The organism is Rhodococcus sp. T7 (genome assembly GCF_009872365.1).
Classification (GTDB): Bacteria; Actinomycetota; Actinomycetes; order Mycobacteriales; family Mycobacteriaceae; genus Rhodococcus_F.
In genome coordinates this window covers 24,858-48,722 of record NZ_WXYH01000348.1, presented here as the reverse complement: position 1 = coordinate 48,722, position 23,865 = coordinate 24,858, and the positions used below count along the sequence as shown (strand labels likewise).

Sequence of the window (23,865 nt, the reverse complement as noted above, 5' to 3'; positions counted from 1 at the left end):
TGGTGGCGATCGACCGGTTCTATCCGTCGTCGAAGACCTGCTCGGTGTGCGGGGCGATCGCCTCGGCGATGCCGCTGGACGTGCGGGAGTGGACGTGCCGGTGCGGCGCCGTCCACGACCGGGACGTGAATGCTGCGAAGAATATTTTGGCCGTCGGACTGACGGTGACAGCCTGCGGAGACGGTGTGAGACCACCCCGCACATAAAGTGCGGGGAGGCGACTGTCTGTGAAACAGGAACCTCGAGACGTGAGTCCCGAGGGGAATCTCGGTCGTTCACGGCCGAGAGGACGTCAAAGCGCTTCGCCGTTACGGCCAGACCGATGCATTCGACGAACTGCTCCGGGTCGCGCAACGTCACCACCTCAGCGTGCTGGCCGTTGCCCACGCCCTGGTGGATCTCGCGACGAAAGCCTCTCCCCCGCTGGGGTCCCCCGACCGTCACGCGGACCCCACCGCATCCCTCGCCGAGTGGGAGTCACGTCTCGACTAACGGCCAGGGTCTCCCCGACGACGACGGACGCGCCCTGCTCGCACGGCCTCTCCGGGACGGCCGATCACCACGCGGTCAGGTCTCGTCGGGGAGGGTTTGGCCGGGGCGGTCGACATCGCCGCGCCACGCGCCGGTTTCGGTGCCGCGAGCCTCGATGAACTCCTTGAATTTGGTCATGTCGGCCTTCACTCGATGTGTCAGGACGCCCAGCTTGTCCGCGACGTTCTCTACCACACCGTTCGGATCGATATCCATCTGCGCTGTGACCCGTGTGTGGGTGTCGTCGAGCCGATGAAAGGTGATCACACCGGCATGGTCGGGGCCGGCATCGGATTTCCACGCAACCCTCTCATCCGGGTGTTGCTCGGTGATGGTGGCGTCGAATTCGCGTGTCTGCCCGGCAATGTCGATGACCCAATGAGTATGGGTGGAATCAACTTGCCGAACTTCTTTCACGCCTTCCATGAACTGGGGAAACGACTCGAACTGGGTCCATTGGTCGTAGGCCACTCGGATCGGAACATCGACATCGACAGCTTCGGTAACAGTGCTCATGCGATTTCGCTTACCCGCGCCTTCCCCGTTCTACACAGTTCGCCGGCGCGTCATTGCCCCACCGAGCCTCCACTCCCCCAACCGTATTCATCTTTACGGCAGGGTCCTGTGGTTCAGTGTGTGTTCGTCCGCGGAGCCGTTGCAGCGGGTGTACGCGAGAGGAGCAGACCCAAGGCGATCATTCCCACTCCGAGAACGAAGTGCAGCCAGTTGTCTGCGGTGTTGAGGGGCACGAAGTTGGCGGCACTGTCCTTGTCTATGAGCAGACCGTAAATCCACAGCACCAGATAGACAACCCCGCCGCCGACGAGGAATGCCTTGGCGGTGTCGGCTCGGCGGGAGAGGACGAGGCCGGCGACGCCGAACAGCAGGTGCACGATGTTGTGCAGGATCGACACCTCGAAAATGCCGAGCAGCTTGGCTTCGGAGTGATGTCCGGCGAAGGTGAGAGCGTCGTAGTCGGTGGTGATGCCGGGAATGAAACCGAGGATCCCGACGAGCAGGAACACGGCGCCGACTACGAGGGCAGCGAGCTGGAGCGGGGATCGGGTCAGCGGCGAGGAGCTGGATCGTTGAGTCATCGTTCATGCGCCTTTCTCGAAGCTGTGTAAGGAGATCGGATTCTTCGTTCGTGGTGGTCCGGGCAGTCCCCGAGTGCCCGCGCCGGGTCCTGGAGAAACCAGGCGCTTTTTCTCTGTGATGTGGGAAGACCTTCGGGGTACTCACGTCGTGGGCGGACGAGTTGACCCCGCCCGGCGAAGGGATTGGCATGAACATATCGGACACCGCGGATCCGAGTCGCAGGATGGCTGCACTCGCACGCACCCTGTCCGCGCCCCGGACGGTCGACGAGCGGCTTCGCGCCATTACCGCCTCCGTGGTCGACTTGATGCCTGCCGAGACGTGCGCCGGCATCCTGCTGGTCTCCAAAGGAACGACGTTCGAGACGGTGGCACCGACGTCACCGCTGCTCCGAAAACTCGACTCGGTTCAGAAAGAGCTCGGGCAGGGTCCTTGCGTGGCAGCTGCGATCAAGAATCTCGTCGTCCGCAGCGACGATCTTCGTACCGAGACGCGATGGCCACAGTTCGCAGCAGCCGCGGTGGATTCAGGAATCCTCAGTTCCATCTCGTTCCAGCTGTTCACGGCCCGGGAGAAGATGGGAGCGCTGAACCTTTTCGCGTTCGAGCCGAACGCATTCGGCCCCGAGGAAGAGGCCACGGCCGAGGTGCTGGCGGCTCATGCTGCGCTGGCGTTGACGGCGGCGCGGACGGAAGAGCAGCTCCGATCCGCGATCTCCTCCCGAGACATCATCGGGCAGGCCAAGGGCATGTTGATGGAACGGTTCGGCATCAACGCAATTGAAGCTTTCGAACTTCTCACCAAGTTGTCTCAGGAAACGAACGTTCGACTCAACGCCGTCGCGCAGCAGGTCATCGAACGTAGGTGAAAGGGTTCGGGTGAGGGTGATCGAATGTCAGATCACCCCCACCCAGGGTGGGTGCCGCCGATGCGGATCCGTATCGACCCGTCAGTCAGATGGTGGCGGCACCAAGCTCGAGCAGCAACAGATCGGCCCTCACCCCGGCCAGGGGCACGACGTCCGCACCCGACAGCTAATCGAGTACGGCGTCGACCGTCTTCTTCAGGGCCGACGGTTGCGCAGGAGACCTGGGGGCCTTCTCCTTCAGTTCGAGCAACCGAACACCCATTTCCTGGAGTTGTTTGCGCCCCAGCTCCTCCCGCACTTTGGGGAACCACTCTTGTTCTTCTTCTTCGATGTGATGCTCGACAGATTCGATCAGCACGGTGGCCTTCGCGTCGAACCTTTCGTCATCCGGTTTCATCCCCGCAAGCTCCGTCACCAGCACGTCGGCGACGTGGTGTTCCTCGTAGGATTCGAGGATGTCGTCCTCGAGATCAGGCGCGAGTTCACGTACGCCCGGGTACATGACCTCGTTTTCGATGTACGTGTGCACCGTCAGGGCCTCGATGATCTTGTCGACGATGCGGCCCTTTTCGACGCGGGCGTCCGGCCCGGCGCCGCGAAAGTCCCGGAACAGCTTTCGAATTTCCTTGTGGTCGCTTTTCAGGAGCACAATCGCGTCGGTCGACATTGATACCTCACAGTGGTGGTCGGGGAGAGCGGGGCGAGTGCGATGTCGTCACTACGCATTACCCACTAGCGGCGACGGCTAACACCGTCCTCTCGATCACCTGTGCCGGCGGAGTGGCCCGATCCGGAGCGAGAACGCGATCGCGGGCCGGGGTGTGCCCCGCCGGACGACGACCCGGACTCGGCGTGGGCCTGACGCCGGAGGACGAGGTGCCTGCGCGGGTGACCGATCCGGAGCCGGGCCGGGGTCTTCCGCGGCGGCACGGTCGTAGGCAGCACGCCGTGCCGGGTCACGGAGCAGCGCGTAGGCGGCGAGGATGCGTTGCAGTTCCTCGTCCGCCACGGGGTCGGTGGCCGGCTGAGTGGTGCGGGTGTCCGGATGGTGTGCGTGCAACAAGCGCCGGTAGGCGCGGGCAATCTGCGCCGGGGATGCCTCAACCGTCAGTCCCAGGACTCGGTACGGGTTGCTCTCGGTGGTCATCACCGAAACCTTCTGCGAGTGGCACCGCCTCTGTGTACGACGGGCCGAATGGCGGTGACTCCGGTCGCCGGGCAACCGGAGTCACCAGAAATCAGGGCGGCCTCGGCACCAACTCGTCTCGTCGGCGCAGGCGCCGGGGCCTGCGGTTGCGGTGGGGAGCGCTGTGTGGCAAGGGAAGACATCGCTTTCACCCCCTACTGAGCCGTACAGTTCTCGGTCAGGCGCTGACAGCCTTCCGTTCGGAATGTCCACTGCTGATCTCGATCTTGCGCGGCTTGGCCTTCTCCGCAAACGGAATGGTCAATCGCAGCACACCGGCGTCGTAGTGCGCCTCGATCTTGTCCGCGTCGAGGTTCTCGCCCAGGAACAACTGCCGACTGAACAGGCCCCGTGGCCGCTCGGCCGCCACCATCTCCTGAGTCTCGTCGAGTGCCGGTCGTTCGGCGCGGACCGTCACTGTGTCGCGTTCGATGTCCAGATCCAGCGAGTCGGCGTCGACTCCGGGGAGGTCGAATTCGACCACGAAACGGTTGTCTTCACGCCAGGCGTCCATCGGCATCACCGCCGGACGGGCCGCTGTGCCGAGGATCTGCTGTGTCAGACGGTCGAGATCGCGGAACGGATCCGTACGCATCAACATCGTGTCCACCTCCAGAAACCCTCTCATTTCGCTAGGTAAACTGCAGCAGATGCTGTAGATTCGGTATATCACCAGCCACAAACGATGGCAAGAGAAAACCGGAGAAAATCCCGATCGGAGGCTAGATGTCCGAGAAGTTCCAGTCGAGATCCCGGCGCGGGGTCTACGGCATCTCGGTGGCCTCCGAGCTGTCCGGTTTCGGCATCGCGGCGCTGCGCCTTTACGAGGAGTACGGTCTGGTGACCCCGACGCGAACCAGCGGTGGCACCCGCCGCTACAGCGACTACGACGTGGGCCGTCTCAAACGCATCGCGGAACTCATCGACGCCGGGGTCAACCTCGTCGGGATCGGCCGGGTGCTCGACCTCGAGCACCGCACCGGCGAACTCGAACGCCACAACCGGCGCCTCGAAGCTGCCAACGCCCGTCTCCGTGGCCGAGCGGAAGCGACGGACGTCGCCGACGTGGTTCCCGAAGCCGACCGATTCGAGCAGTAAGTCCATTTACCGGGAAGGGGTGTGTGTCATGAGCGAGAACACCACAGTCCACCTGGCCCTGTCCGAGGCCACACGAGCGCTCGAAACCGTCACCACGGCGCTGGCCACGCTGCGCGACGAGGCCGCCGCCCATGAACCACTCACCGGTGTGCTCGACCGGCTCGCCCATACGGTGGTGGCCGCGGTGCCCGAGGCCGACGCCGTCACCGTCACCCATCTCGAAGTGTCCGGCCCGCGCACGGTCGCGCTGACCGACGAGTCCGTCGCCGTCATCGACGACCACCAGTACGAGGCGGGCCGCGGCCCGTGTCTGCAGGCCGCCACCTCCGGGCAACCGGTCCGCGCGGTGGTCGGCGAGTATGCCGAGCTGTGGCCGGAATTCACCGCCGCTGCGAAGGAGGCGGGAGTCCGGGCGTATCTCTCGGTCCCGCTGCTGCTCGCCACCCCGGGGGAAGGTCCGGGTGAGTTGGCAGGCTCGTTCAACATCTACGCCCGGAGCGCGGCCGCGTTCGACCCGTTCGACGAGACACTCATGGAACTGTTCAGCACCGCCGCCTCGGCCGCGATCAGCAACGCCCGCCGCTGGCACCGTGCGCGCACCCAGGTCGAGCAGCTCACCGAGGCGCTCACCACGCGGGCCGAGATCGACCAGGCCAAGGGAGTGCTGATGGCCGTGCACCGGATCACCGCCGACGAGGCTTTCGCCCGCCTCACCGACACCTCCCAACGCACCAACACCAAACTGCACGAACTCGCCCGCAACTTGATGGCTCAGTCGATCGAGCGCGGCGTCCCGACCGGGAACGGTCGCCGTGAACCCGGGCAGACGTGAACCCGGGCAGACGTGAACCGGGATCGAGGAGGAGTTCAACCGATGACTACGTGTCCGCACATCACCACCGATCGGGACGAGATCCGCCGGTGGATCCAGGCCCATCACGGCGCACCCGCCCGTGACGGCACGGGCGCCCTGCGGATCGACTTCCTCGGTGGCCCCGGCGAGTTCGAACACCTGTCGTGGAACGACTGGTTCACCGAGCTCGACAACCGGGGGCTCGCATTGTGTTATCCGGGCCCGCACATTCGCGGCGGCACCAGCGCCTGGTTCGAACTCGTCCCTCGGGCCGGTCGACGTGCCGGAGAAGTGTCTTCCCCGCCCTGACTCGAAGTCGCAGGGAAAGCTTTAGTGACCTACATGGGTACGTCCCGCCGGCAGGGCAGTTCCGGTCGGCCGGCGAGCCGGATTGGGTGAATGTTGGCCGGGGTACTCGAGTCTCATGGCACGCCCCTTCGAAGAACCCATGGGCACCGGACCGCATGTCCCGGTGGGAGACCCGGTGAGTAGCGACAACCCGTCGTCCAGCCCTGGCGCGCACGATGCACGTCCCGGGGTACCGCCCGAGGTGGCGAGAGGCAAAGGGATAAGGCACACCCGTACCGGGGCGACGTGGACCGGTCTGGTAATCGGAACTCTTGTCCTCGTCCTACTGCTCATCTTCATCCTCCAGAACCTCGACGGCGTCGTTCTGGAGCTGTTCGCCTGGGAGTTCACGGTCCCGCTCGGCGTCACGCTCCTGCTCGCCGCGATCGCCGGCGCGGTGATCATGGCACTCGTTGGCAGTATCAGGATTCTGCAGATCCGCCGGGCCGCGAATCGGCAGCGGAAACTGGCATCCTGACACGTCGTGCAGTCGAGTATGGCGACGTCGGTGTGACCGATTCGTGCATACTTCGATCTGCGTGCTCGGCATACTGGAAATGACGTGAAGGCGAGACCGGTCGAGCACAGAGAGCAGCGGGTGAAGCCGTGGACGGTGGTGAGCTCCTCGGCTCGAATGCACCCCCACAGGGCGGAAGTTTCCGGTTCTACCTCGACGGCGAACGCTGGCAGTGGTCCGACCCCGTCGCCCGGATGCACGGCTACCAGCCGGGTGAGGTCACCCCTACCACCGAACTCCTTCTGTCCCACAAGCATCCGGACGATCAACCGCAGGTCGCGGCACTGTTCGACAAGATGATCCACGCCGGTGAGCCGTTCAGCAGCAAGCACCGCATCATCGACACCGACGGTCGCATCCATCACGTCATCGTGGTCGGCGACCGCATGCTCGACGAGAACGACCAGGTCATCGGTACCTCCGGGTACTACATCGACGTCACCGAGACGTTGGAGACCGACCCGCGCGAATACAACCAGGCGCTCACCGAGGCCGTCGCCGAACTCGCCACATCGCGGGCGGTAATCGAGCAGGCCAAGGGTGCGCTGATGCTCGTCTACGGCATCTCCTCCGAACGGGCCTTCGGCATCCTCACCTGGCGTTCACAGGAGACCAACACCAAACTCCGTACACTCGCCGAACGCTTCGTCGACGCCCTCGCCGCGGAGGCGACCCTCCCCGTCTCGTTCCGCGCCCGGTTCGACCACCTGCTCCTGACCGCCCACGAGCACCCCGACCGTGGGCCGGGAACAAAGAACTGACCGTCCTCGCTATGCGGTGGTGACGTCGGGTGGATCGGGAAGGTCGACGTCGAGGACGAAGTCGAGCCAGATGAGAGCGTCGGCGAGGGTCGCCGCGCGCATGGTGACGTCGAATTGTTCGGCAGCGGCCAGCGCCCGCTGCACCTCTTCGACCTCCTCGGCGAGGAACGCCGACACCGTCCGCAGCACCCAGCGCTCCGACGCCGACAGGGCATCGACGTCGACGGGCCCGCCGTCGGTGAAGCGCAGGTCGAGGATGAACCTCTCCCCCGGTCCGGCGGCGCCCAGACGTGCGGTGACCACCCCGACGATGGCATCGACGACCCAGGCGAGCACGGCACCGTATTCCGGTCGCTCTCCGACAGCCGGCGGTTCGGCGCACACCCGGGATATCTCGCCCGAGAACCGGGCGGCGTCACGGTCACCGACCAGTTGCATCAGCCGGCCGCCGACGGCCGCAGCCGACGAACTGGTGGGGCTGTCCGCGTTCGATCCCATACTTCGAGAGTGCCCTGACCCGGGCACCGTCACGCAAACCGGTCGATCACACCCAGTCGCCAGGCACGCGCCGCCGGCGGCGGCCTCAACTGACGTTCCGAATCCGAACGGTGTAGTTTTGCCGGAGGCCTTATCCTCAGGGGACTCTGCGTGAGCATCGTCACGGCGGTCTGACACGGCCGAGAAATCTGCACGAAACATTCACGTTACGTTCCGTTCGTACAGTGTTGCCCCGACGCACCCCCACCTCATCCGCGGGGTACACGCGAGGAGAAACACATGAGTGGGAATGCCGTCCGTCTGCAGGCGATCAAGGACGTCGAGGCCTACGTGCCCCCGGCCGTCAGTTTCGTGGACGACGAGAAGCCGGGCGAGATCTTCGGTCAGAACGTGTTCAGCAAGACCGTGATGCAGAAGCGTCTGCCGAAGTCGGTCTACAAGTCCGTCATCGCCACGATCGAGAAGGGCAAGCCTCTCGACCCGATGGTCGCCGACGCGGTCGCGTCCGCGATGAAGGACTGGGCACTCGAGAAGGGCGCCACGCACTACGCGCACGTCTTCTACCCCCTGACCGGACTGACCGCCGAGAAGCACGACAGCTTCTTCGACCCGGTCGGCGATGGCTCGGCGCTCGCCGAATTCGCAGGTAAGACGCTCGTCCAGGGCGAGCCCGATGCGTCGAGCTTCCCCAACGGCGGGCTCCGCAACACGTTCGAGGCGCGCGGTTACACCGGGTGGGACGTCACCAGCCCGGCCTATGTGCTGGAGAACCCGAACGGCAACACCCTGTGCATTCCGACGGTCTTCGTGTCGATGACCGGGGACGCGCTCGACCACAAGACACCGCTGCTGCGGTCGCAGCAGGCGATGGGTGTCCATGCGGAACGCATCCTGACGCTCTTCGGCCACGACGACGTCGAGAACATCGTCTCGTTCTGCGGACCGGAACAGGAGTACTTCCTGGTCGACCGGCACTTCTTCCTGGCCCGCCCGGACCTGCTCAACTCCGGCCGCACCCTGTTCGGCGCCAAGCCGCCCAAGGGCCAGGAGTTCGACGACCACTACTTCGGCGCCATCCCGGAGCGTGTTCTCGGTTTCATGATGGACACTGAACGTGAGCTGTTCAAGCTCGGTATTCCGGCGAAGACCCGGCACAACGAGGTCGCCCCCGGCCAGTTCGAGATCGCCCCGATGTTCGAACGCGGCAACATCGCCGCAGACCACCAGCAACTGCTGATGACGACGCTCAAGACGATCGCCAAGAAGCACGGCATGGCGTGCCTGTTCCACGAGAAGCCGTTCGACGGTGTCAACGGGTCCGGCAAGCACGTCAACTTCTCGCTCGGCAATTCCGAACTCGGCAGCCTCCTCGTGCCCGGCGACAACCCGCACGACAACGCCCAGTTCCTCGTGTTCTGTGCTGCCGTCATCCGCGGGGTGCACAAGTACGGCGGCCTGCTCCGCGCCTCCGTCGCTTCGGCGACCAACGATCACCGACTCGGTGCGAACGAGGCTCCCCCGGCGATCATCTCCGTCTTCCTCGGAGATCAGCTCGCCGGCGTGTTCGAGCAGATCGCGAAGGGTGCGGCCACCTCGTCGAAGGGGAAGGGCACCATGAAGATCGGTGTCGACACCCTGCCCGTGCTCCCGACCGATCCGGGCGACCGCAACCGCACCAGCCCGTTCGCCTTCACCGGCAACCGGTTCGAGTTCCGGGCGCCGGGTTCGATGCAGACCGTCAGCGGACCCATCGTCACGATCAACACGATCATGGCCGAGTCGCTCGACTACATCGCGACCGAACTCGAGACCGCGGTCGCGAACGGCACCGACTTCGACACGGCGGTGCAGAACCTGCTCACCGAGATCATCACCAACCACGGTGACGTCGTGTTCAACGGGGACGGGTACTCGGAGAACTGGCAGAACGAGGCGGCCGCGCGCGGACTGCCGAACCTGCGCACCACCCTCGACGCGTTGCCCGAACTGATCACCGAATCGGCGGTCGAACTGTTCGGCAAATACCAGGTGTTCAACGACCGGGAGATGCACTCTCGCTACGAAATCGGTCTCGAACAGTACGCGCTGACGATCGGTGTGGAGGCACGGCTGACTCTGGAATTGGGACAGACGTCGATCCTCCCCGCCGCGATTCGCTACCAGACCGAGTTGGCGCAGAACGTTGCGGCGCTGAAGGCGGCAGGCGTGGATGCGGACCTGTCCGCACTCGAGGCCGTGTCGGCACCCCTGACGAACCTCAGGACCGCGCTCGCAGAACTGAAGTCCGCGCTCGCCGCACAGGGCGAATCGGACGCATCGGCGGAGGCCACGCACGCGAAGGACGCCCTCCTGCCCGCGATGGCTGCCGTTCGCGCAGCAGCAGACAGCCTCGAAGACATCGTGGCCGACGACCTCTGGCCGCTGCCCACGTACCAGGAGATGCTCTACGTCCTCTGACGGACTCGAGTAGATCTGCGTGTCACCCAGGTCCGGAACCTACGGCGAAAGCTGTGGGTTCCGGACCTGTTCGTCATCTGCGAGATGCGGCCAAGTCGCCGACCAGTCCCACACCGAAGATCGAATTCCAGGTCGAGGTCCGTCAGCTTGCGGGGTCGTACCCGAACTCGCGCACCTCCTGCGCGCACCGGCAGGCAACCGCGAGTTTCGCGGCCCATTCCAGTGCCGCCTCACGGGACGGCAGTTCCAGTACCGCGTAGCCGCCTTCGAGCTGCTTCGTCTGCGGGTAGGTGCCCTCGGTCACGGTCCCGTCCCCATCGACCATGACGGGCGGAACGCTTTCGTCGATGCCACCGCCGAACACCCAGACGCCGGCGTCCTTCGCCTCCTGAACCACCGCGTGCGACGCATCGGACACTGCCTGCAGATCGCCGTCGGGAACGACCATGGCGCCACTCGGGAACGAGATCAGGTACTTCGTCATCGCGTCGACTCCTTCTTCGCGCTCTTTTACCTACCTGATTCGAGGCTCTCATGTTCGGCTGCCGCGAGGATCGCTTCGATCATCACGTCGAAGCCATCGCCGCGTCGCTGGGGTGACGGGCGATCCCGCCCAGCCTCACGAGTTCAGGTGTGCCAGCACTTCTGCCGCGGCTCGGTGGCCGGACCGGACTGCTCCGTCCATGTAGCCGTTCCAGGTGTCGGATGTTTCCGCGCCTGCCCAGTGCAGACGCCCGACCGGTTCGGACAGGGCGGCGCCGTACTGCGTCCAGACGCCGGCACCGAGTCGGCCGCCGTAGCAGCCCCGGGTGTACTCCTCGGCCATCCAGTCTTGTTCGAGGTAGTCCGTGGGTTCGCCGGCGGCAGGACCGAAGAGCTTCACCAGCGTCGCCACGGCTGAAGCTCGGCGCTCAGCGGGGGCCCAGCGCGCAGCGGTTCGGGCGTGGGCGCCCTCGAAGAAGCCGACGAGGACACCGCACGAGCCATCGGCGGGCGAGTTGTCCAGGGTGACGCTCAGTTCGTCGTCCAAGCAGAAGGCGAACCCGTTGAATCCCGAATCCCGCCAGAACGGGGTCGGGTAGGCAAACTGAACCTTGATCACCGACCCCATCGGGATCTGCTGGGTCAGGCCGTCACGCGAACCCGGCAGCGCCGGCTGGTATCGGAGACGACCGGCCAGCGTCGGGGGAATCGCGACGATTGCCCGCGCAGCGGTGACCGTTCCGCCGTCGAAATCGACTCGGATCTCGCCGTCGTCCTGGGTGATGGTGTGCACCGGGCTGCCGAGTCGGACCACGTCGTCGCCGAGCTCCGCGGCGAGTCGCTCGGAAATCTGGTGCGTCCCACCGACGACGCGCAGCTCCTGGGCACCGCCCGTGGTGCCCACGAGGCTGTCGATCATGCCGCCGGACTTGATGTAGAAGAGGAAGTGAAGCAACGACATCTCGGCCGGTTGGGCGGAGAACAAGGCGGGCACGACTGCGCCCCAGAATGCCAGCGCCTCGGGGTCCTCGGTGTTGGCACGCAGCCATTCGTCCAGCGTCCGACGGTCCAGTTCGGTGGCGTCGGGCGAAGCCCACGGTGACGACATCGACACCGTGCCGGCCAGCCCCTCGAGCTCGTACTGGAGTCGGCCGACTTCCACTGCGGCGTCATCGGAGAGGCCGAAGGTCTCGTCGGAGTACGTGGTGGCCTTTCCCTTGTAGAGGGTGACCGCGGCGCCCTCGTCAAAGGTCGGGAACGTCTCGAGACCGAGTTCGCCGACCAGCTTCAGCACCTCGGTCTGCGTCCGGCCGATCCACTGTCCACCCATCTCCACCGAGACGCCGTTGGCCAAGTGCCCGCCGAGGTTGCGCCCGGCCACCCGGTCGCGCGCTTCCAGCACCGTCACACTGCGCCCGGCAGCAGCGAGAACCCTCGCTGCCGTGAGTCCGGCGAGCCCGGCGCCGACCACGACCACATCGCAATCCGTCATCCCAATTCCTCCAAAAGTCAGTCGGTTGTCCGACAGTAATCTAGGTCACAGCTTCCTGGTGTGCAAGAGTGGTGTCGAACCGACGGGCGACATCGAGGAGGAAAGCGGTGGCCTACGTCAAGGCGGCAGAGCGCGAGGAACAGATCGTCGCGGCGGCGATCACGGAGTTCAGCGAGAAGGGCGTGCCCGGAACCACCCTTCGCGCCGTCGCTGGGCGGGCCGGCATTCCCCTGGGCACGCTGCACTACGTCTTTCCCAGCAAGGATCAGCTGCTTCGTGCCGTCATCATGGCTGTCATCCGCGAGATCTCCGATGCGCTCCGCGCCGAACTCGAGGTCGACAAGGGCTTGGAACATGCGCTGCGCCACGGGGTGGGCAGCTTCTGGAACAAGCTGGTCACGAGCAGAGTCGGGCTGCAGATCATGCAGTACGAGCTGATGACCTACTCGCTTCGGAGCGATTCCGACGGGGGGCTGGCGCAGTTGCAGTACGAGCGCTACAGCGCGCTGGTCACCGAGTTCTTCGAGCGGGCCGCGCAGGCGGCGGGGGAACGGTGCGCCGTCGGCTTCGACACACTCGGCCGCATCGCGCTTGCCCAGGTCGACGGGCTGATCTTGCAATACATCGCAAAGCCCGATCTGGACCGCGCCAGACGCGATCTCAACCATGCACTGGACATGCTCGTCCTTTATGCCGACCCCCAGTCGGTCGAGCGCACGAAGCCGCTCAACGCGGAGACCGCCTGAGGTTCGGATCCGGGATGCTGTTGCGTCCGGGTGGGCATCACCTTAAGTTAATTCGTACGGCTGTCCGACTTAGAAACAAGCGGTCGTGGCCGCGGCACTGGATCATCGACAACCCGGAGTGAGACCAATGGCGCAACAGACACCAGGCAGCCCGAACGACAAGCAGGCAACCACTCTCGAGACCACCGTCGCTGTGGCCGGCGCCGGCATGTCGGGCCTGATCGCGGCCAGGGCGCTGCATCGTCAGGGGATCGACGTGCTCGTTCTCGAGTCTGCGGACCGAACGGGTGGCCGGATGATGGCTGAAACCTCGGCCCTGGGCTCGCGGCTCGATCTGGGTGGGCAGTGGGTCGGCCACGGACACCACCGATTCTCGGCGCTGGCCGCCGAACTCGGGACCACCGTGTTCCCCATGCGCACACCGAGGCGGCCGACCGTCGTCGGCGACGCCCGCACCATCTCAGCCGTGAGTCCGTCGATGCTGACGGCCACTGCCGTTCTGTTGGCCTGGGAAATCCGGGCGAAACGGGGAGCGCCGACGCGATGGAACTCGACGACCGTGCAGGAGTGGCTTCGCAAGGTGCCGACGGTCAGAGCCCGCCGCCTCCTCGAAGTACTCGTCGAGGTGTCGTTGACGGCAGATCTCGACCGCCTCTCGATGGATGCGTTGGCCAAAATAGTTCACTACCAGGGCGGACTTTCCACGATGTTGTCGACGAACGGCGGCGCACAGGAGGGTCTGATCGTCGAGGGTGCAGGAACCCTGACCGACAAGATCGCCGCCGAACTCGGACCTCGGGTCCTCACGAGCAATCGAGTGACCTCCATCGGCCGAGACGGCCACGGCGTCGTCCTCCGCACCCCGTCGGCTCACATCCGAGCGTCGAAGGTGATCGTGTCGGTGCCACCGCCGGTGTCGGCCAAGATCGCCTTCGAGCCACCCCTTCCGGCCGGTCGGCGCCGCCTCGCGCAAGACATGTACATGGGATCGGTGTACAAGGCGGTCGCGGTCTACGAGCAACCGTTCTGGCTCGCTAACGCAGATGCCGAGTTCATGTTTCTCGATGGCCCCGGCTTCGCGGTCTTCGATACCTCCCCGCCCGGCGGTCCCGGCCACCTGTGTGTGCTGGTGGGCGGCCGGGATGCTCGAGAACTCGATCGACTCGACGAAGCCGGCCGCAGGCAGGCCGTCCTGGGGCCCCTCGCCACTGCCGTCGGATCATCCGCAATCCTGCAGCCGGCAAGCTGGCACGAAAAATCTTGGCACCTCGACGAACACGCCGGCGGGGGATATTCGGCGCTGCCGTCCGCGGGCAGCACGCAGGGAGTGTTCCCATTGCCCTCGGATCCGATCGACGACATTCACTGGGCCGGCACCGAGACGGCGAGCGAGCACGCCGGATACATCGAGGGGGCCATCGAATCAGGCGAGCGAGCCGCTCGCGAAGTTGCAGAAACCTTTCAGCGCAGTACCGCTGACCCACAGCAGACGAGGACCGATAGCTGATGGACACCACCCCCAATGCACCGAAACCCCTGCCGCAGAGGCCCGTCGACGCGCTTCGATTCGCCACCAGTTGTATTCCTATCTCGACGTTCGCCCGAGCAAATCGCCGATCGCGAGCCTTCGGCTGCTCCCAGTATCGCCGAAAATGTTGCTGTCGCTGGCCAAGTACCGTCTGAGCCGATCACTCGATCCGCGGTGAGTCCCCGCTGCTGCCCGGCTCAGCGGACGGTGATTCTCTGGAGATCGTTGCCGACGACGACCTCTCCGGCATAGCCGCGACCGGCCCACTCGGTCCACTGGCGCGGGTCGACGACGCCGTGTGCGAAGTCGATGATGTGGGACAGCACGAGCTTCGGCACTCCCGCGCGCTCGGCGATCGCCCCCACATGCTGCACTTCGACGTGCGATTGCAGCATGTGGTCGCGTGCCGCCGGTGTCAGGGCGCTGCCTTCGCAGGTTCACGGCCTCGTGGATCAGCACATCGGATCCACGCGCCAGTTCGACGAGGTTGTCGGAGACGGTGGTGTCTCCCGAGAACGTCACCGAGCCGTACTCCGTGTCGAAGCGGTACGCGAAGGAGGGAAATGCGGGGCCGTGCGGCACCAGTGTCGCCGTCACGTGGACTCGGTCATCCCTCATCACCGTGAACGGTGCGCACGGTGGGCAGGTGTTGGTGAAGTCGGCCCCCAATTCGGGCAGGGCGATCTCGTGCACGACCGGCATCGTGCTGGTGTCCGGAAATCCGGTATCACGCATCAATACGTTGTTGCTGTATGCGTAGGCCTCGGTGCACTTGCGCGTGAGCTCCGCGAGTCCGGGCGTGGGATCGGCCGGGTGCGTCACCGGAACGGTGCGCCCGCCGAACGCCTGCGGCAGTCCGCCGGCCGGTCCGGGGCCGTACACGTCCACAGGTCCGGACACACCGTCGCCGATCTGGGGGATGGTCCCGCCGCCGAGCATGAAGAAGTTGTAGTAGTCGGCGATGTGATCGGCGTGCAGGTGGGTGATGAAGATGTTTCTCAAGGTGGCGAATTGGAGTCCCGCCCGCCGATATTGGGTTGCGGATGCACGACCGCAGTCGACGACGTAGGTGGTGCCGTCGACTACGAGTGCTGTCGAGATTCCGGTGCGGTCGGCCGCGATCGGCGGACCGGCCTGCGTGCCCAGCAACACGATCTCGAAGTGGGCGTCCGGATTCGGTACCGCCGCCGGTGCGGCTGCGGCCGATTCGAGCGGCCGGGTCGACGATGGAGACGCGCACGCGGTCACTCCGGCGGCGGCCGCCAGTGCACCGATTCCGGCAAGTATCGATCTTCGGCTGATCGCGGATGCCTGCTCGCGGCCGGCATCCGATTCGGTACAGCAGGAAATACACATCGGTGTCCTCAGTTGTGGGAGGGGGACGAAGGCGGGTCGTAATGTGCGCTATTCGGACAGGAAGTCGGCGATCAGACTGTTGAAGCGGGTCGCGTGCTCGATCTGGACCCAGTGACCACACTGTCCGAACACGTGCAACTGCGAGCGGTCGATGAGTTCGAGCAGTCGCAGCGAGTTGGACAGGGGAATGACCTGATCGTCGCGCCCGTGGACGATGAGCGTCTCGTGCGTCAGCGCCGAGATCAGGTTCTCGTCGACGGCCATCTCGTCGACACCTCGCTGCCGGGGTGCCGGGAACATGGCGCTGAACGCTTCCTGCACGCCGGACCGGGTGGCGGCCGCGAGTCGCAGTTCGGCGAGTTCGTCGTTCACCAGCGTGCGGTCGTAGGCGAACACATCCAGGAGTTTGCGCATGGCCGGGAGGGACGGCTGGAAACCCCAGACCGCGTCGAGGCCCGGAGTGATGTCGAAGGGGACGCCGACGCTGCCCATCAGGACGAGGCGGTCCACTCGCTCGGGGTACGTGGTCGCGATGTTCAGGGCGAGTGATCCACCGAAGCTGTTGCCCACGATGGAGACCTTGTCGAGTCCGAGGGCATCGAGCAGGCCCACGAGGTGGTCGGTCCAGGTGGCCGAGTTGTACTCGACGCCGTCGGGGCGCTCGGTGTATCCGAATCCGAGGATGTCCGGTGCGATGACCCGGTATCGGCTCGAAAGGGCCGGGATGGTCGTTCGCCAGTTGGCCCAGGCGGTGACGCCGGGGCCGGAGCCGTGGATCAGGACGACCGGGGCGCCTTCGCCGACGTCGTGATAGTTGGTGGCTATTCCGTTGACGTCGATGGTCTTCGCGATCTCGGGTGTCTGCTCGGTTGTCGTGGTCATCGGTTCTACTCCAAAGGTGGTGATGTTCTGGTGGTGAGGACGTGCGCCGGCGACAACCGGCAAACGGTCTACGTGACGACGGTGAGGAAGTTCTGGTCCAATTCCCGGTGGGTGAAGTTGATGCCCCGGGCGGCCTGATCCATGGTCCAGGTGATGGTTCGGAAGTCCTTGCCGGTGCGGTACCCGCCGGAGAACACTTCGTTGCGGTTGCCGGAGGGATCGAAGAAGTAGATCGTCTCGCCGCGGGTGATTCCGTGACGGGCAGGTCCGAAGTCGATGGGAACGTCGTCCATCGAGAAGACGTCGCCGGCGTGCAGCAGGGCCGACCAGTCGGCGATGTGGTACGCGAAGTGGTGCAGTTTGCCGTTTTCGCCTTGAACGAAGGCGATGTCGTGGGGTTGTTCGCCGCAGAACATCCAGGATCCGACGAGTTCGGTGTTGTCTTCGCCTCCGACGAGGCGTTCGGCGGCCTGGAAGTCGAGGGCTTCGGAGAAGAACCGTTCCAGGAGTGCGGGGTCTTCGGTGGTGATGAGGGTGTGGTCGAGGCGGGGTACGCCGATGCCGCGGGTCCCGCCGCGAGGCCACGGGTCCGGGTTCCACAATCCTGTTGCGGTGCCGACGTACTCGATGTCGCTGTAGAGCTCGAGGATGTGTTCGGACGGCAGGGTCACGCGCAGTCCGTCGCCGACGGACTGGTTGTCGCCCTTGCTCATCCGCTCACACGTCGCGCCGAACGCCCGGACCCGGGTCTCGATCTCGGCGAGAGAATCCGCGTCGGAAACCTTGTAGCCGAGTTTGGTCAGACCGACGCCGCCTTCGCTGAGGACGACCGAGTGATGGTCGGCCTCGTCCCAGGACTTGAGGTAGACGGTGCCGTCCTCTTCGTGGACGGCGTCCATTCCGAGGGTGTTGATGTAGTGGTTCTTGGCCTCGGTGAGGTCGGTGACGTTGATGTGGACATAGCCCAGTCGCAACACGGACATGGCGGTACTTCCTTCGATGTGGGTTGAATTGGTTCGCGGCCACGGGTCAGGTGGTGCGCTCCCGGGACCGCCCAAATCCTGCGAGGACGTCGACGAGGCGGTCCCGTTCGCCGAGTTCTATGGTCACGTCTGATTGCGGAAATGCCCTGCAGGGTAGGCACTTCTGCTGCCCGGGCTCGCCGTCGGGTCCGTCGACGACGGTTTCGCTCACCGGTGTGCGGTAGGTGACGGTCCCGTCGACGAGCGCGGCTCTGCAGGCTCCGCAACCGCCGCGTCGGCATTTGTACCGGGACCGGTAGCCCTGACGGCGCAACGCATCGACGATCGTCTCGTCGGCTCGCACGCTGATGCGTATCCCGTCCGGAAACACGGTGACCTGAAACTCACCATTCGGCCGGGGTACCTCGGTGGCGCGAGCGTCGGGGGTGTCACCCATTGGTCCTCCTGAGCTGCCGCCGGTCCCCGTAGCGAGCCGGCACTCGTCCGGGGGCTACTTGCGGCCGAAGACGGACACGTCGTCGTTGCCGATCAGGTCGGGAACGGTCCAACCGTCGAGGTCGTATTCACTCATGAACTGCTCGGCCAAGCCCTTCATCCCCGACACCACCCCGGTCGCCTGCGCACCGAACAGCAGTTCGGCCTTGACGTTCTCGTGGTTGCCGGAGTAGTTGCGCTCGTACAGTTCGTGGCGGCCACCGAACTCGGAGCCGATCGAATCCCACAGCGCCTTCATCACCTTCACGCGTTCGACCGCGGTGATCCCGTCGGAGCCGCGCACGTACTTGTCGAGGAACGGGCGAACTTCGGGGGACTTGAAGTCCTCGGCGGAGGAGGGCAGGTAGATCAGGCCGGACGCGACGTCCTGCTCGATGATCTCCTTGATCCGCGGGTAACCCTGGATCATGAACATCCGGAACGTCAGTCCGTATTCGAGCTTGGGGATGACCGTGTCACCGATCCACTGTTCGGGGTCACGTGCCATGGATTCGGTGAGTGACCAGAACAGGTTTCGCCATCCGATGACCTCACCGACGCGGGTCTGCACGCCGCGGAAACCGCCGGCGCCCGTGCAGTCGAGGGCCTTGAGCAGCAAACCGGCGATGAAGTCGAGCTTCACGGCGAGGCGGGTGCAGCCCTGCAGCATGGCGCGGGGCAGGAACCCGGACTGCGGGAAGAAGGTGTTGATCTTGTCGACGGCGCCGTACATGAAGACGTTCTCCCACGGCACCAGGACCTTGTCGAAGACGAGGATGGCGTCGTTCTCGTCCATCCGGGACGAGAGCGGGTAGTCGAACGGGCTGCCGACGATCGCGGCGTTCTGCGCGTAGGACGTTCGGGAGATCAGCTTGACGCCGGGCGCGCCCATCGGCACGGTGCAGATGAGAGCGAATTCCTTCTTCTTGATCGGCAGACCGTAGTGGGCGATGAAGTTGTAGTTGGTGATCGCCGACCCGGTGGCGACGACCTTCGCGCCGGAGACGACGAGGCCGGCGTCGGTTTCCTTCTCCACCTTCATGAACACGTCACCGACCTCGTCCGGCGGCAACTGGCGGTCGACGGGCGGGTTGATGATCGCGTGGTTCCAGTACAGGACCTTCTCCTGCGATTCCTTGTACCAGCGCTCGGCGTTGTCCTGGAACGGCGAATACAGTTCCTTGTTCGCGTTCAGCGTGCCGAGGAACGACGCCTTGTAGTCGGGCTGCGGCCCATCCAGCCGTACGTCATGCGCGCCCAGGTCGCGATCGCATCTCGATCGGCGAGCACGTCCTCGGTGGACTTGGCAGTGCGGAAGAAGGGCATCGTCACGCCACCGCTGCCGGTGTCGGTAGGTGTCGTCAGGGCGTCGACGTGCTCACCCGTGTGCATCCCGTCGTAGAGGCGGGCGATCATCCGAACCGAGTTGCGGAACGCCGGGTGATTCGTGTGGTCCTTCACCCGTTCCCCGTGCAACCAGATCTCGCGGTCGTCGCTGATCGACTCGATGTACTCGTCGCCGGTCATGGGCTTGGTGGCGTAGATCTGGGGTTGGTTGGCTGCGGCGTTCGCGGCCGGGTTGACCTGTGTGGGGTCGGTGGGGACGGTGGGGACTGTGGTGGTCATGGTGTTCCCTTCGGTAATGCGGATTTTCAGAGGCTGACGGTCGATCGGGCGGATTGCACTGCCCGGTGGTGAAGAGGCGCGAAGGATGTCGTCGCGTCGAACCATCCGTTGTGTGGATCGTCCAGGCATCCCGCCCACGCACTTGCCGCATCGAGCATGCCGAGTCGGTGAAACTTGCTGCGGTAGAACAGCAACGGTTGCTGATCAGTTGTCGTGATGTCGACGATCTCGCCGATGAAGATGATGTGGTCACCGCCGTCGTACTGCGCCCACGGGGTGCAGGAGATCGTGGCCGCCGATCCGCCGAGCAGCGGCGCGGTCGGGCCGTCGGTCCACACCGGGCCCGGCACCTGCTGGCGTCCGGCGAAGTGCATCGCGGTATCGACTTGAGCTTCACCGAGAATGTTCACGGCGAAGGGTTCGTCGCCGAGGTATTGGCACGCCTTCGACTTACGGGTGAGCGTCACCTGGCACAGTGCGGGTTCGAGCGAGACCGACGTAAATGCCGTTACCGTCGCACCGTGGGGTTCACCGTCCGCATTCCTGCATGTGATGACGGTGACTCCACTGGCGAACTGCCCGAAAATGTCACGTAGCTTGCGCGTATCCATTGCGTGGCCCCTTCGCTTCTCGTCTCCCGAGTCGACTTGACGTCGGGGTTGTGAAACCAAGGTATGACCACGGTCACAAGCCGTCGATCCACTCAGCGAAGGGGCTGTCCACACGACGCAACGCGAATTTCGCGGCATCGAGCCGTGAGCATATTAGTGATATAAATCACCAAGGGGGCAAGATCTTGGTGTCCCTGTCGGACGCCTGGAGAGGATGGGACGACTTTCGTGGATACCCCGGACAGCAGCCCCCGCTTCGAGGATTGGCATCACCTCCACGAAGCGGTGGCCGACGCATACTTCCCCCACACGCTCGAGCCGTTGACGGCCGGAGCCGCTGCGGAGGCGTCGATCGGCAGCATCGACCTGGGCGCGTGCCGCATCACTCACATGGCACTCGGCGCGGAGGTCGCCCTCAAGTCGGAGCATCCGGGTGCATACGGCATCAACATCCCGGTCAGCGGTCGACTGGAGACGGTGATCGAGCGCACCGAGGTGGCGTCCGAAGTCGGGCAGGCGACCGCGTGCCCCCCGGGTGTCCGCACTCTCATTCCACACTGGAATCCGTCGTGTCGATTGATCGGATTCAAAATCGACGAACACTATCTGCAGCGCGAGATGGACAGGATCCTCGACCGACCGGGGCGCAGTCTCCCCCTGCAACTCGATCTTCGCGGGGACGCCGGCCGGAGTTGGCTGAAGTTCCTGCGGTCTACCTACGATCTGGTGGCGTCCGACGACGGCCTGCTGCACAACGACTTGATGCGCATCCAGCTGTCCGCGGCCGTCACCACCGGGTTCGTTCTGGCCGCCGTGCCGGACGAGGACCCCGGCAGGAGCGTGTACCGACCCCGCGTCGTGAAGCGGGTGATCGCAGCCATCCACGACGATCCGGCACGGGCTTGGACGCCCGGGGACATGGCTGAAATTGCCGGGGTCAGCGTGCGGAGACTCCAGCAGGCATTCCGGGAGTACGTCGGCGTGACGCCTTTCGCGTATCTGCACGATGCCCGAATGGAACGCGCACACGCCGACCTGGCCGTATCCGTTCCGCCGACAACGGTTCTCGACGTCATCCTTCGGTGGGGATTCACCCATCCGGGGCGCTTCGCGGCGGAGTACCGGCGCAAATACGGTGTACCCCCGTCACACACCCTCACGCGCTGAGAACTGGCGATCCCGGCTTGATCTGGGACTCGAGTACTCTGCTTTGCGTGGCTATTCGACCGATCCTCATCGCCGGCGATTCCAGACTCACCACACCGGCAGTCCCGGTAACCGTGTTCGACGACGATCTCCGCTCCTTCGTCGACGACCTCTACGAGACCAACACCGCAGCTCACGGAGCAGGGCTCGCAGCCAACCAGGTCGGCGATCCGAGAGCGATCTTCGTGTTCGACCTGATCGACGACGGCCGGCGGCACCGCGGTCATGTCGTCAACCCGATGCTCGAAACAGCTCCACTGCCGGAGACGATGCCCGATCCCGACGACCTCGAGGGATGTCTGTCGGTTCCCGGCGAGCGTTTTCCCACGGGCCGGGCGGAGTGGGCGCGGGTGACCGGCGTCGACAGCGCGGGTGAGCCCGTCTCGTTCGAAGGCCTCGGCTACCTCGCCCGCTGCCTGCAACACGAAACGGATCACCTGGCCGGGCATCTGTACCTCGATCGCTTGATCGGCCGCAACCATCGCGCCGCCCGCAAGATGATCAAGCAGCGTGGCTGGTCCGAGCCGGGCAACACCTGGTTGCCCGGCGCGGACCGTAACCCATTCGGCTGGTGAACCACCGGGCAATCCAGAAGACTGGGAACTCACCGCCAGATACGACGATCGGAGGGCCCGCATCTTGCCCGCATCCGTTGGGAGGTGGCTCTCCGAGCGCCGCCGCGCCGGCTTCAGCGCGCTCGTGGCTGTCGTTGCGGCGGCGATACTTCTCGGCTCCCGGGGACTGTCGTCGATCGGCATCACCGACGCGAGCGTTATCGTGATCCTGGTCTATCTCGTGACATATCTCGTGGTCACGGTCGCGGCGTTCTCCCTGGCGCCGGACGCGATAGTGCAGCAGTGGGCAGAACGTGAGAGCCGAGGGACGTTGCTGCAGCGCTATGTCCTGGGCGGTGCTCCCGGGCCGGGGGTGTCCCTCTTCATGGCGGCGATCGCACTCGCGGTCGCGGTGGTGTGGCTGCCGGGCCACGGCGGCGGCGCATTGCCGGACCTGCTCCGGATCGGCATCGCCGTCGTCCTGGTTGTCGTTTCCTGGACCTGTGTGCTGGTGTCGTTCGCGATCACCTTCTACGCGGACAACGTCGTCGAGCAGGGCCAGGGGCTGAATTTTCCCGGCCCGTCGCCCAGGTGGGCCAGTTACGTCTACTTCGCCGTCTCGGTGATGACCACCTTCGGGACGACCGACGTCGACGTGACGTCCGATGCCATGCGCCGGACGGTTGCGGTGAACGCAGTGATCGCGTTCGTCTTCAACACGGTGACAGTCGCGACGGTCGTGTCCGTCCTCGCCGGCGCCTGAGTCACCCCGCTCGCGAAGCACCCTATGGTGCACTGTGCACTGACCTTCGGGCCGATGTGGTGAGTGTTTGCGTAGATCGCTCCCGGGCAGACGGCGCAGCATTGGGACGCTCACCGCATCCGTGAAACGACAGGAATTCAGTCCATGCGTAGCTTCGAATTGATCGACGCCGTCGAACTCGTCGACGGGGTCCTGCAACTGACCGTCGCCAGCGCCGCCGCGGGCACCGCGATGGACGCAGTCCTGATCGGCGCCTGCACCGAGGCCCTGCGCGCACTCGGCACCGATGTGGGCGCCGTTCTCCTGACCGGGTCGGGCCCGAACTTCTGCGCGGGCGGCAACCTCCAGAACTTCTCCGAGGCTGACGACCGCGGCGCCTACCTCCACGAGATGGCCGACGGGTTACACGATTTCGTGCGCGCCCTCGCCGCGAGCCCCGTCCCCGTGGTCGCGGCCGTGCAGGGCTGGGCGGCCGGCGCAGGCATGAGCCTGGTGTGCTCGGCCGACATCGCGATCGGCGGCCCGTCGACGACCATGCGGTCCGCCTATCCCCGCGTCGGGCTCAGCCCCGACGGCGGCATCACCTGGTTGCTGCCCCGCATCGTCGGGGCCGGCCGCGCCCGGGAGATCCTGCTCACCGACACCGTGATCGACGCCGAGGAGGCGGTCCGCCTCGGACTTCTCAGCCGCACCGTCCCCGACGACGAAATCCGCAGCGAGGCCCTACGCGTCGCCCGTAGTTTCGTCGACGGTCCCCGCGCCACCTACGCGTCGATGAGACGGCTACTGGCCCAGTCGTCCGACGCGCCCCTGCACGAACAACTCGACGCTGAACGGGACGGGATCGCCGCCGCCGCGAACAGCAGGACAGGACGGGAAGGCGTCGACGCCTTCGTCGCCAAGCGCAAGCCCGACTTCCGAAGCGTCAACTGACACCGTCGAATGA

Annotated in this window: 27 protein-coding genes and 3 pseudogenes; 15 read left to right on the top strand and 15 right to left on the bottom strand. The window is 65.2% G+C overall.

Features of this window, described 5'->3' with window-relative positions:
- The coding region (locus MLGJGCBP_RS34125) for a zinc ribbon domain-containing protein (RefSeq protein WP_201453282.1) at positions 1–206 on the top strand (206 nt) is incomplete at its 5' end.
- Between the two features lie 361 nt (positions 207–567).
- On the opposite strand, the gene MLGJGCBP_RS34120 is transcribed toward MLGJGCBP_RS34125, so the two are convergent.
- Positions 568–1,047: an SRPBCC family protein gene (locus tag MLGJGCBP_RS34120; RefSeq protein WP_087560638.1), complete on the bottom strand. Its 480-nt coding sequence runs from the start codon at positions 1,045–1,047 to the stop codon at positions 568–570.
- A gap of 113 nt (positions 1,048–1,160) precedes the next feature.
- Complete coding sequence (locus MLGJGCBP_RS34115) at positions 1,161–1,628, bottom strand: DUF4383 domain-containing protein (RefSeq protein WP_201453281.1); 468 nt, start codon at positions 1,626–1,628, stop codon at positions 1,161–1,163.
- Between the two features lie 188 nt (positions 1,629–1,816).
- Here MLGJGCBP_RS34115 and MLGJGCBP_RS34110 point away from each other — a divergent pair, with 188 nt between their 5' ends.
- Positions 1,817–2,497 carry a GAF and ANTAR domain-containing protein gene (locus MLGJGCBP_RS34110; protein WP_160101292.1) on the top strand — a complete coding sequence of 227 codons (681 nt, stop codon included), beginning with the start codon at positions 1,817–1,819 and terminating at the stop codon, positions 2,495–2,497.
- Positions 2,498–2,663: 166 nt separating this feature from the next.
- Here the strand turns inward: MLGJGCBP_RS34110 and MLGJGCBP_RS34105 are convergent, their stop codons facing one another.
- From MLGJGCBP_RS34105 to MLGJGCBP_RS34095, 3 genes are all read right to left on the bottom strand, one after another.
- Positions 2,664–3,164 (bottom strand): hemerythrin domain-containing protein, encoded by a 501-nt coding sequence (locus MLGJGCBP_RS34105; RefSeq protein ID WP_087560640.1) that lies wholly within the window; start codon positions 3,162–3,164, stop codon positions 2,664–2,666.
- Between the two features lie 96 nt (positions 3,165–3,260).
- Positions 3,261–3,644 carry a J domain-containing protein gene (locus MLGJGCBP_RS34100; RefSeq protein ID WP_160101290.1) on the bottom strand — a complete coding sequence of 128 codons (384 nt, stop codon included), beginning with the start codon at positions 3,642–3,644 and terminating at the stop codon, positions 3,261–3,263.
- Between the two features lie 217 nt (positions 3,645–3,861).
- Positions 3,862–4,284 carry an Hsp20/alpha crystallin family protein gene (locus MLGJGCBP_RS34095; RefSeq protein ID WP_087560714.1) on the bottom strand — a complete coding sequence of 141 codons (423 nt, stop codon included), beginning with the start codon at positions 4,282–4,284 and terminating at the stop codon, positions 3,862–3,864.
- Positions 4,285–4,409: 125 nt separating this feature from the next.
- Here MLGJGCBP_RS34095 and MLGJGCBP_RS34090 point away from each other — a divergent pair.
- From MLGJGCBP_RS34090 to MLGJGCBP_RS34070, 5 genes and pseudogenes are all read left to right on the top strand, one after another.
- Positions 4,410–4,748: pseudogene (locus MLGJGCBP_RS34090) on the top strand (MerR family transcriptional regulator); the annotation flags it as partial.
- Between the two features lie 61 nt (positions 4,749–4,809).
- Positions 4,810–5,613 carry an ANTAR domain-containing response regulator gene (locus tag MLGJGCBP_RS34085; protein ID WP_160101286.1) on the top strand — a complete coding sequence of 268 codons (804 nt, stop codon included), beginning with the start codon at positions 4,810–4,812 and terminating at the stop codon, positions 5,611–5,613.
- Positions 5,614–5,655: 42 nt separating this feature from the next.
- Entirely contained in the window at positions 5,656–5,943 is a 288-nt protein-coding gene (locus MLGJGCBP_RS34080; RefSeq protein ID WP_160101284.1) for a hypothetical protein, read from the top strand.
- 139 nt (positions 5,944–6,082) lie between these two features.
- Entirely contained in the window at positions 6,083–6,460 is a 378-nt protein-coding gene (locus tag MLGJGCBP_RS34075; protein ID WP_442972134.1) for a LapA family protein, read from the top strand.
- 128 nt (positions 6,461–6,588) lie between these two features.
- Positions 6,589–7,260: a PAS and ANTAR domain-containing protein gene (locus tag MLGJGCBP_RS34070; protein WP_160101280.1), complete on the top strand. Its 672-nt coding sequence runs from the start codon at positions 6,589–6,591 to the stop codon at positions 7,258–7,260.
- A 9-nt stretch (positions 7,261–7,269) separates the two neighbouring features.
- Here MLGJGCBP_RS34070 and MLGJGCBP_RS34065 read toward each other — a convergent pair whose 3' ends face one another.
- Positions 7,270–7,758: a hypothetical protein gene (locus MLGJGCBP_RS34065; RefSeq protein WP_160101278.1), complete on the bottom strand. Its 489-nt coding sequence runs from the start codon at positions 7,756–7,758 to the stop codon at positions 7,270–7,272.
- Positions 7,759–8,037: 279 nt separating this feature from the next.
- On the opposite strand from MLGJGCBP_RS34065, the gene MLGJGCBP_RS34060 reads away from it, so the two are divergent.
- The gene (locus tag MLGJGCBP_RS34060; protein ID WP_160101276.1) at positions 8,038–10,215 is read left to right on the top strand and encodes a glutamine synthetase III family protein; all 2,178 of its coding nucleotides are present in this window, start codon (positions 8,038–8,040) and stop codon (positions 10,213–10,215) included.
- 142 nt (positions 10,216–10,357) lie between these two features.
- On the opposite strand, the gene MLGJGCBP_RS34055 is transcribed toward MLGJGCBP_RS34060, so the two are convergent.
- A complete protein-coding gene (locus MLGJGCBP_RS34055; RefSeq protein WP_087561501.1) occupies positions 10,358–10,699 on the bottom strand; it encodes a YciI family protein in 342 nt (113 codons plus the stop codon).
- 135 nt (positions 10,700–10,834) lie between these two features.
- Positions 10,835–12,190, bottom strand: coding sequence for a flavin monoamine oxidase family protein (locus MLGJGCBP_RS34050; RefSeq protein ID WP_160101274.1), 1,356 nt, complete (start codon positions 12,188–12,190; stop codon positions 10,835–10,837).
- Positions 12,191–12,297: 107 nt separating this feature from the next.
- Here MLGJGCBP_RS34050 and MLGJGCBP_RS34045 point away from each other — a divergent pair, with 107 nt between their 5' ends.
- Both MLGJGCBP_RS34045 and MLGJGCBP_RS34040 read left to right on the top strand, forming a co-directional pair.
- Positions 12,298–12,936: a TetR/AcrR family transcriptional regulator gene (locus tag MLGJGCBP_RS34045; protein ID WP_087561499.1), complete on the top strand. Its 639-nt coding sequence runs from the start codon at positions 12,298–12,300 to the stop codon at positions 12,934–12,936.
- 127 nt (positions 12,937–13,063) lie between these two features.
- Complete coding sequence (locus tag MLGJGCBP_RS34040; RefSeq protein ID WP_160101272.1) at positions 13,064–14,443, top strand: flavin monoamine oxidase family protein; 1,380 nt, start codon at positions 13,064–13,066, stop codon at positions 14,441–14,443.
- 218 nt (positions 14,444–14,661) lie between these two features.
- On the opposite strand, the gene MLGJGCBP_RS52235 is transcribed toward MLGJGCBP_RS34040, so the two are convergent.
- Complete coding sequence (locus MLGJGCBP_RS52235; RefSeq protein WP_236581529.1) at positions 14,662–14,859, bottom strand: hypothetical protein; 198 nt, start codon at positions 14,857–14,859, stop codon at positions 14,662–14,664.
- A gap of 107 nt (positions 14,860–14,966) precedes the next feature.
- Between MLGJGCBP_RS52235 and MLGJGCBP_RS52230 the strand changes: the two genes are divergently transcribed.
- Positions 14,967–15,224, top strand: a complete 258-nt coding sequence (locus MLGJGCBP_RS52230; protein WP_236581528.1) for a hypothetical protein — start codon at positions 14,967–14,969, stop codon at positions 15,222–15,224.
- A 254-nt stretch (positions 15,225–15,478) separates the two neighbouring features.
- Here MLGJGCBP_RS52230 and MLGJGCBP_RS54425 read toward each other — a convergent pair.
- The 6 genes and pseudogenes from MLGJGCBP_RS54425 to MLGJGCBP_RS34010 form a co-directional block, all read right to left on the bottom strand.
- Positions 15,479–15,820 (bottom strand): annotated as a pseudogene (locus tag MLGJGCBP_RS54425) (MBL fold metallo-hydrolase); the annotation flags it as partial.
- Between the two features lie 48 nt (positions 15,821–15,868).
- Positions 15,869–16,702, bottom strand: a complete 834-nt coding sequence (locus tag MLGJGCBP_RS34030; RefSeq protein WP_160101268.1) for an alpha/beta fold hydrolase — start codon at positions 16,700–16,702, stop codon at positions 15,869–15,871.
- Positions 16,703–16,770: 68 nt separating this feature from the next.
- Positions 16,771–17,685, bottom strand: coding sequence for a catechol 2,3-dioxygenase (locus tag MLGJGCBP_RS34025; RefSeq protein WP_087561495.1), 915 nt, complete (start codon positions 17,683–17,685; stop codon positions 16,771–16,773).
- 46 nt (positions 17,686–17,731) lie between these two features.
- Positions 17,732–18,121 carry a 2Fe-2S iron-sulfur cluster-binding protein gene (locus MLGJGCBP_RS34020; protein ID WP_160101266.1) on the bottom strand — a complete coding sequence of 130 codons (390 nt, stop codon included), beginning with the start codon at positions 18,119–18,121 and terminating at the stop codon, positions 17,732–17,734.
- Positions 18,122–18,175: 54 nt separating this feature from the next.
- Positions 18,176–19,785: pseudogene (locus tag MLGJGCBP_RS34015) on the bottom strand (4-hydroxyphenylacetate 3-hydroxylase family protein).
- 26 nt (positions 19,786–19,811) lie between these two features.
- Complete coding sequence (locus MLGJGCBP_RS34010; RefSeq protein WP_160101264.1) at positions 19,812–20,396, bottom strand: flavin reductase family protein; 585 nt, start codon at positions 20,394–20,396, stop codon at positions 19,812–19,814.
- 228 nt (positions 20,397–20,624) lie between these two features.
- Between MLGJGCBP_RS34010 and MLGJGCBP_RS34005 the strand changes: the two genes are divergently transcribed.
- From MLGJGCBP_RS34005 to MLGJGCBP_RS33990, 4 genes are all read left to right on the top strand, one after another.
- Positions 20,625–21,563 (top strand): AraC family transcriptional regulator, encoded by a 939-nt coding sequence (locus tag MLGJGCBP_RS34005; protein WP_160101262.1) that lies wholly within the window; start codon positions 20,625–20,627, stop codon positions 21,561–21,563.
- Positions 21,564–21,610: 47 nt separating this feature from the next.
- Positions 21,611–22,177, top strand: coding sequence for a peptide deformylase (locus MLGJGCBP_RS34000; protein ID WP_160101260.1), 567 nt, complete (start codon positions 21,611–21,613; stop codon positions 22,175–22,177).
- Between the two features lie 64 nt (positions 22,178–22,241).
- Positions 22,242–22,919 carry a DUF1345 domain-containing protein gene (locus MLGJGCBP_RS33995; protein WP_236581527.1) on the top strand — a complete coding sequence of 226 codons (678 nt, stop codon included), beginning with the start codon at positions 22,242–22,244 and terminating at the stop codon, positions 22,917–22,919.
- 144 nt (positions 22,920–23,063) lie between these two features.
- Complete coding sequence (locus MLGJGCBP_RS33990; RefSeq protein WP_160101258.1) at positions 23,064–23,852, top strand: enoyl-CoA hydratase/isomerase family protein; 789 nt, start codon at positions 23,064–23,066, stop codon at positions 23,850–23,852.
- The last annotated feature ends 13 nt before the right edge of the window (positions 23,853–23,865 follow it).

What these genes read in the sequence shown, in the direction of transcription:
- MLGJGCBP_RS34120 (WP_087560638.1), bottom strand. Translation starts at nt 1,047, where the DNA reads ATGAGCACTGTTACCGAAGCTGTCGATGTCGATGTTCCGATCCGAGTG.
- MLGJGCBP_RS34115 (WP_201453281.1), bottom strand. Translation starts at nt 1,628, where the DNA reads ATGACTCAACGATCCAGCTCCTCGCCGCTGACCCGATCCCCGCTCCAG.
- MLGJGCBP_RS34110 (WP_160101292.1), top strand. Translation starts at nt 1,817, where the DNA reads ATGAACATATCGGACACCGCGGATCCGAGTCGCAGGATGGCTGCACTC.
- MLGJGCBP_RS34105 (WP_087560640.1), bottom strand. Translation starts at nt 3,164, where the DNA reads ATGTCGACCGACGCGATTGTGCTCCTGAAAAGCGACCACAAGGAAATT.
- MLGJGCBP_RS34100 (WP_160101290.1), bottom strand. Translation starts at nt 3,644, where the DNA reads ATGACCACCGAGAGCAACCCGTACCGAGTCCTGGGACTGACGGTTGAG.
- MLGJGCBP_RS34095 (WP_087560714.1), bottom strand. Translation starts at nt 4,284, where the DNA reads ATGTTGATGCGTACGGATCCGTTCCGCGATCTCGACCGTCTGACACAG.
- MLGJGCBP_RS34085 (WP_160101286.1), top strand. Translation starts at nt 4,810, where the DNA reads ATGAGCGAGAACACCACAGTCCACCTGGCCCTGTCCGAGGCCACACGA.
- MLGJGCBP_RS34080 (WP_160101284.1), top strand. Translation starts at nt 5,656, where the DNA reads ATGACTACGTGTCCGCACATCACCACCGATCGGGACGAGATCCGCCGG.
- MLGJGCBP_RS34075 (WP_442972134.1), top strand. Translation starts at nt 6,083, where the DNA reads ATGGGCACCGGACCGCATGTCCCGGTGGGAGACCCGGTGAGTAGCGAC.
- MLGJGCBP_RS34065 (WP_160101278.1), bottom strand. Translation starts at nt 7,758, where the DNA reads ATGGGATCGAACGCGGACAGCCCCACCAGTTCGTCGGCTGCGGCCGTC.
- MLGJGCBP_RS34060 (WP_160101276.1), top strand. Translation starts at nt 8,038, where the DNA reads ATGAGTGGGAATGCCGTCCGTCTGCAGGCGATCAAGGACGTCGAGGCC.
- MLGJGCBP_RS34055 (WP_087561501.1), bottom strand. Translation starts at nt 10,699, where the DNA reads ATGACGAAGTACCTGATCTCGTTCCCGAGTGGCGCCATGGTCGTTCCC.
- MLGJGCBP_RS34050 (WP_160101274.1), bottom strand. Translation starts at nt 12,190, where the DNA reads ATGACGGATTGCGATGTGGTCGTGGTCGGCGCCGGGCTCGCCGGACTC.
- MLGJGCBP_RS34040 (WP_160101272.1), top strand. Translation starts at nt 13,064, where the DNA reads ATGGCGCAACAGACACCAGGCAGCCCGAACGACAAGCAGGCAACCACT.
- MLGJGCBP_RS52235 (WP_236581529.1), bottom strand. Translation starts at nt 14,859, where the DNA reads ATGCTGCAATCGCACGTCGAAGTGCAGCATGTGGGGGCGATCGCCGAG.
- MLGJGCBP_RS34030 (WP_160101268.1), bottom strand. Translation starts at nt 16,702, where the DNA reads ATGACCACGACAACCGAGCAGACACCCGAGATCGCGAAGACCATCGAC.
- MLGJGCBP_RS34025 (WP_087561495.1), bottom strand. Translation starts at nt 17,685, where the DNA reads ATGTCCGTGTTGCGACTGGGCTATGTCCACATCAACGTCACCGACCTC.
- MLGJGCBP_RS34020 (WP_160101266.1), bottom strand. Translation starts at nt 18,121, where the DNA reads ATGGGTGACACCCCCGACGCTCGCGCCACCGAGGTACCCCGGCCGAAT.
- MLGJGCBP_RS34010 (WP_160101264.1), bottom strand. Translation starts at nt 20,396, where the DNA reads ATGGATACGCGCAAGCTACGTGACATTTTCGGGCAGTTCGCCAGTGGA.
- MLGJGCBP_RS33990 (WP_160101258.1), top strand. Translation starts at nt 23,064, where the DNA reads ATGCGTAGCTTCGAATTGATCGACGCCGTCGAACTCGTCGACGGGGTC.